Below are 10,165 nucleotides of genomic sequence, written 5' to 3' on the forward strand. Positions count from 1 at the left end.
GAGGCAACGCAAGCCCTTCCTTGCGCACTCGCCTAGACTCGGGAATTAATGCATTTTTGCAACTTTTTGATTGACCTAAAAAAGAATAGCAAATTACTATGGTCAACATCGAAGAGGAGACGCCGTGAAAATCCGTACCATCCTGCCCGCCCTGTTCGCCTTGATGGCGTCAAGCGCCGCGCTCCCCGGACCGGCTGCCGCCGCGCCGGCCGGCAAGGCATCGGCGGCCCGCAGTTGTCATCTGCCGGGTGCCGAAGAATCCCTGCGCTGCCTGTCCGTTTCTGTACCGCTCGACTACGCCAAACCGGATAGCGCCAGCCTGAAGCTGCACGTGACCGTGGCCCCGGCCTTCCGCGAATCGGCGCGCCCCGACCCGCTGTTCGTGCTGGCGGGCGGCCCGGGCCAGGCCGGCAGCGACGTGCTGCCCCTGCTCTCGGCCGCCTTCAAGCGCGTGCGCGCCACCCGCGACATCGTCTTCATCGACCAGCGCGGCACCGGCCTGTCGGGCAAGCTCGATTGCGAGTCGCCGCCCAACGAAGAGATGATGAGCGACGCCGAGATCGAGGCCGAGCTGCGCCGCTGCATCGGCAAGAAAACGGTTCCGTTCAGCGTCTACACCACGGCGGTCGCAGCGCGCGACGTCGAACAGGTGCGCCGCGCGCTCGGCTACGGCAAGGTCAACGTCTGGGGCGGTTCCTACGGCACCCGCCTCGGCCAGGCCTATGCGCGCGCCTTCCCGGACAGCGTGCGCAGCCTGGTGCTGGACGGCGTTACCGCGCCCGACCAGGTGATTCCGGCCGGCGGGCGCGACGGCCAGGCCGCGCTCGACAAGCTGTTCGCCCAGTGCGAATCCGATGCCGCCTGCCGCAAGGCCTATCCCAACCTGCGCGCCGAATTCGATGCCCTGGCGGCGCGCGCCGAAGCCGGCCAGAAGCTGACCATCGTCGACCCGCGCACGGCGCAGCCGGTGAGCTTCACGATGACCGGCCCGCGCTTCCTCGGCACCGTGCACAACATCCTGTATTCGCCGGCCGATGCGCGGCGCCTGCCCTTCCTGCTGCACAGCGCTTACCAGGGCCGCTGGGAACCCTTCATCGCGCGCCACAACATCGCCGGCGACTTCGCCAGCGATGCCTCCACCGCCACCCTGCTGTACCTGGCCGTGGTCTGCGCCGAGGACGTGCCGCGCATGACGCCGGCGCTGATGAAGGACGACGCATCGAAGCTCACGCGTCCGCTGGCCGACCGCATCCCCGGCCTGTGCAAGACCTTGAACGTGCCGGCCGTGCCCTACGCCGAGCCGACCGCCATCCAGGCGCCGGCGCTGCTGCTGTCCGGCGCGCTCGATCCCGTCACGCCGCCGCGCCGCGCCGAAGCCGCCGCGCGCCACATGCCCAAAGCCCAGCAGTTCGTGGTGGCGAACGCCGGCCACGGTGTCTCGCAACTGGGCTGCGCGCCGCGCCTGCTGCGCGATTTCCTCGACCGCCCCGCCATCCCGCTCGAGGCCAAGTGCCTGTCCGAGATCCCGGCCCCGACCTTCCAGCTCGGCAGCGCCGGGCCGCAACCCTGAATCGAGTCCGCCATGATAGAAGTCCAGGAAGTACGCAAACAGTTCGGCCCCGTGCAGGCGCTCGGCGGCGTCAGTTTTTCGGCGCGCGACGGCCAGATCACCGCCCTGCTCGGCCCCAACGGTGCCGGCAAGACCACCCTGCTGCGCACCCTCGTCGGCCTGCTCAGGCGCGACCACGGCAGCATCGCCATCGATGGCGTCGACCCCGAAAAGGATCCGCTGGCGGTACGCCGCAACATCGGCTTCCTGACCGACCAGTTCGGGCTCTACGAGCGTCTCAGCACGCGCGAATACCTGACTTATTTCGGTGAGCTGAACGGCATGGAGAGCGCAGCGCTGCGCCGGCGCATCGACGAAGTCGCGGGGCTGCTGCAGATGGAGGACATCCTGGAGCGGCGCGCCAAGGGCTTCTCGCAGGGCCAGCGCATCAAGGTCGCGCTGGCGCGCACGCTGCTGCACCGCCCGCGCCACCTGCTGCTGGACGAGCCGAGCCGCGGCCTCGACGTGATGAGCACGCGCGCGCTGCGCCACGCCCTGTCGACGCTGCGCGCCGAGGGCTGCTGCGTGATCATGGCGACCCACGTGATGCAGGAAGTGACCCACCTGTGCGACGACGTGATCGTCATCGCCAAGGGCCATACCGTGGCCCAGGGCTCGCCCGAAGACCTGTGCCGGCGCACCGGCATCGCCAACCTGGAAGACGCCTTCGTCAGCCTGGTCGGCACCGAGGAAGGAATCGCCGCATGAGTTCGACCATGAAACCCAAGTTCCTGATCGTGTTCCTGAAAGAGCTGCGCGAGACCCTGCGCGAAAAACGCACCCTCGGCCTGCTGGCCCTGTTCACGCTGATGTACCCGGTGATGCTCGGCTACCTGCTGAACCAGGAGATCACGCGCGCCACCAAGCCGGAGCGCGACGGCATCGAGATCGCGGTGATCGGCGCCAGCAAGGCACCGACCCTGATCTCGCAGCTCAGGCAGCGCAACATCACCGTCAAGGATCCTGGCCCGCTCGACGAAGCCGCCATTACCGCCCTGCTGCAGGCCCGCACCTACCCGGCCGTGCTGCGCCTGTCCGACAAATTTACCGACAACTACGCGGCGATGCGCCCGGCGCGCATCGAGCTGTGGTACGACTCGGCCGATGAAAACGGCAAGCGCCGCCGCGACGTCGAGGACGTGCTGGAAGCCTACGGCGCCAACGTCGCCAGCGCGCGCCTGCTGGCGCACGGGGTCTCGCCGGCCACGCTGGCGCCGATCCAGGTGCAGCGCTTCGACACCGGCACCAACGCCTCGCGCTCGGCGCTCCTGATCGGCAGCATCCTCGGGGTGCTGTTCCTGCCGGTCTTCATCTGCGGCATGTCGACCGCCGTCGACAGCACCGCCGGCGAGCGCGAACGCCGTTCGATGGAAGTGCTGATGGCGCAGCCGATCCGGGCCTGGGAACTGGTGGTCGGCAAGTGGCTGACCGCGGCCTTCCTGGCGGTGACTGGCCTGCTGCTCGAGCTGGCGCTGGCGCATGCGATCCTGTCCTGGCTGCCGCTGGAGGAGATCGGCATGTCCTGGAGCCTGAGCTGGGTCGACCTGGCGCTGGTCTGCCTCGCCAGCATCCCCTTGTGCCTGTTCGCGGCCGGCCTGCAGGTGGCGCTGGCGATGAACGCCAAGTCCTTCAAGGAAGCGCAGAGCGTGCTGAGTTTCGTGATGCTGGTGCCCCTGATTCCGGGTGTGGTGGTGTCGATGATGGAACTGAAGACGGCGACCTGGATGTACCTGGTGCCGATGCTGTCGAACCAGACCCTGTTGCGCGAAATGGCCAAGGGCGGCGAGGTCGGCGCCCTGCCCTTCGTGCTGACCTTCGCCTGCTCGGCGCTGGGCGCGCTGGTGGCGGTCGGCTTTGCCAGCTGGCGCATGAAGAGCGAGCGCTACGTGCTGTCCGTGTAAGCTTTAGAATGGACGCCTTTACGTAACGCACGCAACGGAGAATGCAATGGAAGTCAAAGTCAGCTGGAACGGCCCGTCCGGGATGAGCTTCCGGGCCGAAACCGGCTCGGGTCACATGGTCAGCATGGATGGCGCCCCGGAAGGCGGCGGCCACAACCTGGCGCCGCGTCCGATGGAGATGGTGTTATTGGGTACCGGCGGCTGCACCGCCTATGACGTGGTGCTGATCCTGAAGCGCGGCCGCGAAGACGTGCGCGGCTGCGACGTTACCCTGAAGGCGGACCGCGCCGACACCGACCCGAAGGTCTTCACGAAGATCCACTTCCACTTCATCGTCAGCGGCCGCAACCTGAAGCCGGCGGCCGTGGAGCGGGCCGTCAACCTGTCGCACGACAAGTACTGCTCGGCTTCGATCATGCTGGCCAAGACGGCCGAGATCACGCACTCGTTCGAAATCGTCGAAGCGTAAACTGAACGTGGGCACGGGGTGCCCACCCTACCATGCACCGTAGCTGTAGGGTGGGCACCCCGTGCCCACGTGCATATCCAATCAATTCAAATGTAATACGCGGTGGTGGTCATCACCTTGGCCATCGCCCGCATCGCCATGCGCACCGGCAGCGGCATCTCGGCCGCCCCCATCGCCTGCGCCTTCGATCCGTGCTCGATCTCGTCGACGCGCATCTGCTCGACGATGGCGCGCGACTTGCCGTCCTGCGGCGGCAACTGGTCGAGGTGGCTGTTCAGGTGGGCTTCCACCTGGCGCTCGGTCTCGACCACGAAGCCCAGGCTCTGCGGATCGCCCATGCGCGCGGCCACGGTGCCCAGCGCGTAGGCGCCGGCATACCACAGCGGATTCAGGAGGCTGGGCTGGGAGCCCAGTTCGGCCAGGCGCTCGGCGGTCCAGGCCAGGTGGTCTTCCTCTTCGCGGCCGGCCTGCACGAACTGCGCGCGCATCGCCGGGCTGCTGGCGTAGCGCGCCTGCGAGTCGTACAGCGCCTGGGCGCAGACTTCGCCGACGTGGTTCACGCGCATCAGGCCCGCGCTGTGGCGCGCTTCCTGGTCGTTCAGTTCGCAGTCGTGGGCCAGCGCGCCGGGGTTCGGACGCGAGGCCTTGGCAACGCCGCCGACCACGCGCAGGGCGCGGTCGAAGCCGGCGATCAGATTGTCGAGAGGGTTGATGGCACGGGTCAGATTATCCATAGCGATATTATAAGCCTTCGTCGGCTTTGCCCTCGCCCTTCTGACGCTGCAGCCACTCGTGCACCGGCCCCGCCACCTCCAGCTTCGAGATGTTCTTCGCCACGCCCAGGTTCAGCTCCAGCAGGAAGGGAATCGAATCGGCCGGCACTTCGGTACAGGTTTCGCCGAACACCGCCATGAAGCGCGCCGACTGCAGCGTCGGCAGCACCTTCTCGCCGCTCAGGAACTGCAGGATGCTGGTGATGGTGTGGCCGCCGCCGATGCTCTGGTAGATGAAGCGGTTGTATTCGCGGTCGACCTTCGCGAAGTCGATCGCCTCCTTGGTCATCAAACCGGCAAGGTAGTACAGCCCGGTGGCGACGCGGAACCAGTCGGTCGCCTCGACGCGCGTACGGCCCTGGCGCGTGACGGCCAGGATCTTGTCCTTGTTGATCGTATCCATGAAGTCATTTTGCCCCATCGCGGCAGGGAAAGGAAGTTGTCAAACTGGACAGGATTTTTTCACTGCCGTATGCTGGGATGCTGTTTTCGCTGCTTCCTGGTCCCGCATTTGCGCACTCTGGACCAGTGAAACTGCCGTGTGTCGCATGGGCGATGTCCCTGCCGCTCGTTTTTAATACAATGCAACTGTCATCAAAGTACGCAGATTCCCACTATGGAACTAGAAATCCGCAACCTGTCCAAAACCTACGCCAATGGCGTGGTGGCGCTGGACGGGGTCACGCTGCGCATCCCGCCCGGGATGTTCGGCCTGCTCGGGCCGAACGGCGCCGGCAAATCGACCCTGATGCGGATTCTGGCCACGCTGCAGGAATGCGATGCCGGCTCGGTGTTCCTGGACGATATCGACGTCCTCGACGAAAAGGACGAAGTGCGCCGCCTGCTCGGCTACCTGCCGCAGGATTTCGGCGTCTACCCGAAAGTGAGCGCTTATGAGCTGCTCGATCATTTCGCGCAGTTGAAAGGCCTGGCGAACCGGGCGCGGCGGCGCGAAGTCGTCGACGGCCTGCTGCAGCAGACCAACCTGTTCGAAGTGCGCGACCAGCGCCTCGGCACCTTCTCGGGCGGCATGAAGCAGCGCTTCGGCATCGCCCAGGCCCTGCTGGGCGACCCGCAGCTGATCATCGTCGACGAGCCGACCGCCGGCCTCGACCCGCAGGAACGGGTGCGCTTCCATAACCTGCTGTCCGACATCGGCCAGGACAAGACCGTGATCCTGTCGACCCACATCGTGTCCGACGTCGCCGACCTGTGCGCCAACATGGCCATCATCAACAAGGGGCACGTGCTGCTGTGCGGCGAGCCGGCCAGGCTCATCGAAGGCATCGAGGGGAAGATCTGGGCGCGCTTCGTCAGCAAGCCGGAACTGCTGGCCTTCCAGAAGCGCCACACCGTCATCTCGACCCGCCTGCTGAGCGGACGGCCGATGATCCACGTGTATGCCGAGCGTTACCCGGGCGACGATTTCGAGCCGGTGCACCCGACCCTCGACGACGTCTATTTCGCCACCATCGCCGGCCGCCACAACGCGCAAGCCGGGAACTGCTGATTCCATGCGCGCGCTCTACGCCATCGCGCTGTTCGAAGCACGGCAACGCCTGAAGCTCCTGTCGACCTGGATCTACTTCTTCTCCTTCCTGGCGCTGGCGATGCTGTGGGTGGCCGCCGCCGGCGGCGCCTTCAAGGACATCACGATCTCCTTCGGCGGCCGGGTGCTGGTCAACGGGCCGCGCCAGGTGGCGCTGTCCTCGGCGCTGCTCGGCTGCTTCGGCATCGTGGTGGCAGCCGCGATGATGGGGCGTTCGGTGCAGCAGGACTTCGAATACGAGACCCATCACTTCTTCTTCAGCGCGCCGATCCCGAAATACGCCTACGTGTTCGGACGCTTCCTGGGCGCGCTGGCGACCATGGCCGTGGTGTATGCCTCGATCGTGCTGGGCAGCCTGCTGGGCGCCCTGCTGCCGGCGGTCGACCCGTCGCGCATCGGCGCCTTCAAGGCCCTGGCCTACCTGGAACCCTATTTCCTGACCCTGCTGCCGAACCTGTTCATCTTCGGCGCCATCTTCTACGTGCTGGCGGCCCTCACGCGGCGCATGCTGCCGGTGTATGTGGCCGGCGTGGTGATGATGATCGGCTACCTGGTGGCGCCCTCGCTGGCGCGCGACCTCGATTACAAGACGCTGGCGGCGCTGATCGACCCCTTCGGCACCACCGCCCTGATCCGCCTGACGGAGTACTGGACCATCGCCGAACGCAATGCGCGCCTGGTCCCCTTCGAAGGCGTCTACCTGGCGAACCGCCTGATCTGGTCGGCCTTCTCGCTGGTCGTGCTGCTGCTCGGCTACTGGCGCTTCAGCTTCGTGTCCAGCCCCATGGCCCGGCGCGCGGCCGCTCGCGGCGAAGGCGAGACCGCGGCAAGCACCAGCCAGCCGGCCGCCGACACCAGGGAGGCGCCGGACTTCGTGGCGCGCCGCCTCAGCTTCCTGCTGCTGAAATCGGCCTGGCTCGACCTGCGCGAATCGGTCAAGAACATCTATTTTGCCGTGATCGCGCTGGCCGGCGTGCTGGTGCTGGCGGTCAGCGCGCTCGACCTTGGCGCCGTGTTCGGCACCAAAACCTATCCGCTCACCTACATGGTGCTGGAACTGATCCGCGACGTGTTCGCGCTGTTCCTGCTGATCGTCACCACCTTCTATGCCGGCGAGATGGTCTGGCGCGAGCGCGAAGCGCGCATGTCGCTGATGCTGGACGCGCTGCCGGTGCCGAGCTGGCTGCCGCTGGCGGCCAAGACCCTGGCCCTGGTCGGCCTGCAGGCCGTGCTGCTGCTGGTGGCGATGGTGTGCGGGATGCTGATCCAGCTGTTCCGCGGCTATGTGGCGCTGGAGCCCGGCCTGTATCTGTTCACGCTGTTCGGCGTGCTGCTGCCGAAGTATGTGCTGGTCGCGGCGCTGGCGATCGCGGTGCAGGCCATCCTCAACCACAAATACCTTGGCTACTTCGTGCTGGTGCTGTATTACGTGGCCAGCATCGCCCTGAGCACGCTCGGCCTGGACCACCCGATGCTGCTGTACGGCGCCCTGCCCGACGTGACCTATTCGGCGATGAACGGCTTCGGCCATTACCTGCCGCTGCAACGCACGCTGCTGCTGTACTGGGGCGGCGCGGCGCTGGTGCTGCTGGCGCTGGCGCTGGTGCTGTGGCCGCGCGGCGTGGCCGACAGCTTCAAGGACCGGCTGCGGCTGGCGCGCCAGCGCCTGAGTCCGGGCGTGCTGGGCGCCTTCGGCCTGGGTTCGCTGCTGTTCCTCGGCAGCGGGCTGCTCCTCTGGTACAACCTGGAGTACGTCGGCGCTTACCAGTCGGCCTGGACCAGGGACCGCCTGCGCGCCGAATACGAACTGCGCTACCGCGGCTACGCCAAGTTGCCGCAGCCGCGCATCAGCGACGTCAACCTGCAGGTCGACATCATGCCGGCCACGCGCACTCTCAAGATCAAGGGTGCCTACCAACTGGAGAACCGCAGCGGCGCGCCTATCCAGGAACTGTTCCTGAGCCAGCGTCCGGGCCCGGTACTGCGTCCGCGCTTCTCGCAGCCGGTGCGCTTACTGGAAGCCGACGCCGAGCGCGGCTTCTACCGCTACGCGCTGGCCACGCCGATGGCGCCGGGCAGCCGCATCGCCCTCGAATTCGAGCTCGAAGATGCGCCCGGCGGCGTGCTGGGCCTCGGCCGCGACACGGCGGTGGTGGCCAACGGCACCTTCTTCAGCAACGACATCCTGCCCCACATCGGCTACCAGCGCCGCAACGAACTGCAGGACGACCGCGACCGCAAGCGCCACGGCCTGGCCGCGAAAGAGCGCATGGCGGCGCGCGAGGACGCCGGCGCGCGCGCCAACAACTACCTCGGCAGCGACGCCGACTGGATCCGCTTCGACGCCGTGGTGTCCACCTCCCTGGACCAGATCGCGGTGGCGCCGGGCACCCTGGACAGCGAGTGGATGGCCAAGGGCCGCCACTACTTCCACTACCGGATGGACAAGCCGATCCTGAACTTCTATACCTTCCAGTCGGCGCGCTACGAAGTGCGGCACGACCGCTGGCAGGACGTGACGATCGACGTCTACTACCAGCCGGGGCACGACTTCAATGTCGACCGCATGATCCGCGGCGCCAAGGCCGCGCTGGCATACGGCAGCAAGCAGTTCGGCCCCTACCAGCACCGCGAATTGCGCATCGCCGAGTTCCCGCGCTATGCGTCCTATGCGCAGGCGGCGCCGGGCGTGATCGCGTTTTCCGAAAGCGCCGGCTTCATCGCCAAGGTCGATCCGGAATCGCGCAAGGACATCGATTACCCGTACTACATCACCGCGCACGAGGTCGGGCACCAGTGGTGGGCGCACCAGCTGATCGGCGCCGACAGCCGCGGCGCCACCGTGCTGTCCGAAAGCCTGGCCGAGTACACCGCGCTGATGACGATGAAGCGCAGCTTCGGTTCCAGCAAGATGCGGCGCTTCCTGCGCTACGACCTCGATGCCTACCTGATGGGCCGCGCGACGGAGCCCCGCAAGGAGCTGCCGCTGGCGCAGAACGAGGACCAGCCCTACATCCACTACCGCAAGGGCAGCCTGGCGATGTACCTGCTGCAGGACCTGGTGGGCGAGGAGCCGGTCAACGGCGCGCTGCGGCAGCTGCTGCAGGAAAACGCCTTCCGCGGACCGCCCTACCCGACCGTCGGCACCCTGGTCGACAAGCTGCGCGCGATCACCCCGCCCGACAAGGCTTACCTGATCGACGACCTGTTCGAGTCCATCGTCCTGTACGAGAACCGCGCCGACAGCGCCAGCGCACGCCGCCGCGCCGACGGCAAATTCGAGGTGACGATCCGCGCCAACGCCGGCAAGATGCGCGCCGGCGAACTGGGCGAAGAACGCGAGGTGCCGCTGAAGGACTGGATCGAATTCGGCGTCGACGACGAGAACGGCAACCCCTTGGCACGCGAGCGGCGCCTGGTGGAACGCCGTGCGCAAACCGTCACGCTGGTGGTCGACGGCCGCCCTGCACGCGCCGGCATCGACCCCGACAATAAGCTGATCGACAGGAAACCAACGGATAATATGGTACCCATCGACATGCCTTAAAGTTCACGTTATTATTTGGTCACAATTTCCTGCTAGGAGCACCCCGATGTCCACTGTCACCGAACTCGCTGCCGAGATCCAGCAATTGTCTGCTGCCGACAAGCATCTGCTCATGCAACTGCTGCTGACCGACCGCGATGAAGCGGAGCCGGATGCCGAAGAAGCCTACCGCGCCGAGATCGTGCGCCGCGTGAAAGCGATCCGCAATGGCGAGGCGGCGATCCGGGCTTTGCAGGATTGGCAGGAATAAGTTTTTGCCGATGCCGCCCGGTGCGGCAGGCATAAAAAAACCGCGAAGCGATTCGCGGTTTTTTTTT

9 protein-coding genes are annotated in these 10,165 nt (G+C 66.4%); 7 read left to right on the forward strand and 2 right to left on the reverse strand.

The window, feature by feature from the left end; translation table 11 throughout:
* Positions 1-124 precede the first annotated feature (124 nt).
* From NX782_RS07695 to NX782_RS07710, 4 genes are read left to right on the forward strand one after another with little or no spacing between them, the layout of a single operon-like run.
* The gene (locus NX782_RS07695; protein WP_258844853.1) at positions 125-1,570 is read left to right on the forward strand and encodes an alpha/beta fold hydrolase; all 1,446 of its coding nucleotides are present in this window, start codon (positions 125-127) and stop codon (positions 1,568-1,570) included.
* Between the two features lie 12 nt (positions 1,571-1,582).
* The gene (locus tag NX782_RS07700) at positions 1,583-2,317 is read left to right on the forward strand and encodes an ABC transporter ATP-binding protein (RefSeq protein ID WP_258844854.1); all 735 of its coding nucleotides are present in this window, start codon (positions 1,583-1,585) and stop codon (positions 2,315-2,317) included.
* On the forward strand, positions 2,314-3,510 hold the full coding sequence (locus NX782_RS07705; protein ID WP_258844855.1) for an ABC transporter permease: 1,197 nt from the start codon (positions 2,314-2,316) through the stop codon (positions 3,508-3,510). The genes NX782_RS07700 and NX782_RS07705 overlap by 4 nt, the downstream gene beginning before the upstream one ends.
* A gap of 46 nt (positions 3,511-3,556) precedes the next feature.
* Positions 3,557-3,979: an OsmC family protein gene (locus tag NX782_RS07710; RefSeq protein ID WP_258844856.1), complete on the forward strand. Its 423-nt coding sequence runs from the start codon at positions 3,557-3,559 to the stop codon at positions 3,977-3,979.
* An 86-nt stretch (positions 3,980-4,065) separates the two neighbouring features.
* Here the strand turns inward: NX782_RS07710 and coq7 are convergent, their stop codons facing one another.
* The gene (gene coq7, locus NX782_RS07715) at positions 4,066-4,713 is read right to left on the reverse strand and encodes a 2-polyprenyl-3-methyl-6-methoxy-1,4-benzoquinone monooxygenase (RefSeq protein ID WP_258844857.1); all 648 of its coding nucleotides are present in this window, start codon (positions 4,711-4,713) and stop codon (positions 4,066-4,068) included.
* Positions 4,714-4,720: 7 nt separating this feature from the next.
* Positions 4,721-5,155 (reverse strand): hypothetical protein, encoded by a 435-nt coding sequence (locus NX782_RS07720; protein ID WP_258844858.1) that lies wholly within the window; start codon positions 5,153-5,155, stop codon positions 4,721-4,723.
* Positions 5,156-5,368: 213 nt separating this feature from the next.
* On the opposite strand from NX782_RS07720, the gene NX782_RS07725 reads away from it, so the two are divergent.
* From NX782_RS07725 to NX782_RS07735, 3 genes are read left to right on the forward strand one after another with little or no spacing between them, the layout of a single operon-like run.
* Entirely contained in the window at positions 5,369-6,262 is an 894-nt protein-coding gene (locus tag NX782_RS07725) for an ABC transporter ATP-binding protein (protein WP_258844859.1), read from the forward strand.
* 4 nt (positions 6,263-6,266) lie between these two features.
* On the forward strand, positions 6,267-9,848 hold the full coding sequence (locus NX782_RS07730) for an ABC transporter permease/M1 family aminopeptidase (protein WP_258844860.1): 3,582 nt from the start codon (positions 6,267-6,269) through the stop codon (positions 9,846-9,848).
* Between the two features lie 46 nt (positions 9,849-9,894).
* Positions 9,895-10,098 (forward strand): addiction module protein, encoded by a 204-nt coding sequence (locus NX782_RS07735; RefSeq protein WP_258844861.1) that lies wholly within the window; start codon positions 9,895-9,897, stop codon positions 10,096-10,098.
* The last annotated feature ends 67 nt before the right edge of the window (positions 10,099-10,165 follow it).

The sequence above is a fragment of the Massilia norwichensis genome, from assembly GCF_024753245.1.
GTDB lineage: Bacteria > Pseudomonadota > Gammaproteobacteria > Burkholderiales > Burkholderiaceae_D > Telluria > Telluria norwichensis.

What these genes read in the sequence shown, in the direction of transcription:
- NX782_RS07700 (WP_258844854.1), top strand. Translation starts at nt 1,583, where the DNA reads ATGATAGAAGTCCAGGAAGTACGCAAACAGTTCGGCCCCGTGCAGGCG.
- NX782_RS07705 (WP_258844855.1), top strand. Translation starts at nt 2,314, where the DNA reads ATGAGTTCGACCATGAAACCCAAGTTCCTGATCGTGTTCCTGAAAGAG.
- NX782_RS07710 (WP_258844856.1), top strand. Translation starts at nt 3,557, where the DNA reads ATGGAAGTCAAAGTCAGCTGGAACGGCCCGTCCGGGATGAGCTTCCGG.
- coq7 (WP_258844857.1), bottom strand. Translation starts at nt 4,713, where the DNA reads ATGGATAATCTGACCCGTGCCATCAACCCTCTCGACAATCTGATCGCC.
- NX782_RS07720 (WP_258844858.1), bottom strand. Translation starts at nt 5,155, where the DNA reads ATGGATACGATCAACAAGGACAAGATCCTGGCCGTCACGCGCCAGGGC.
- NX782_RS07725 (WP_258844859.1), top strand. Translation starts at nt 5,369, where the DNA reads ATGGAACTAGAAATCCGCAACCTGTCCAAAACCTACGCCAATGGCGTG.
- NX782_RS07730 (WP_258844860.1), top strand. Translation starts at nt 6,267, where the DNA reads ATGCGCGCGCTCTACGCCATCGCGCTGTTCGAAGCACGGCAACGCCTG.
- NX782_RS07735 (WP_258844861.1), top strand. Translation starts at nt 9,895, where the DNA reads ATGTCCACTGTCACCGAACTCGCTGCCGAGATCCAGCAATTGTCTGCT.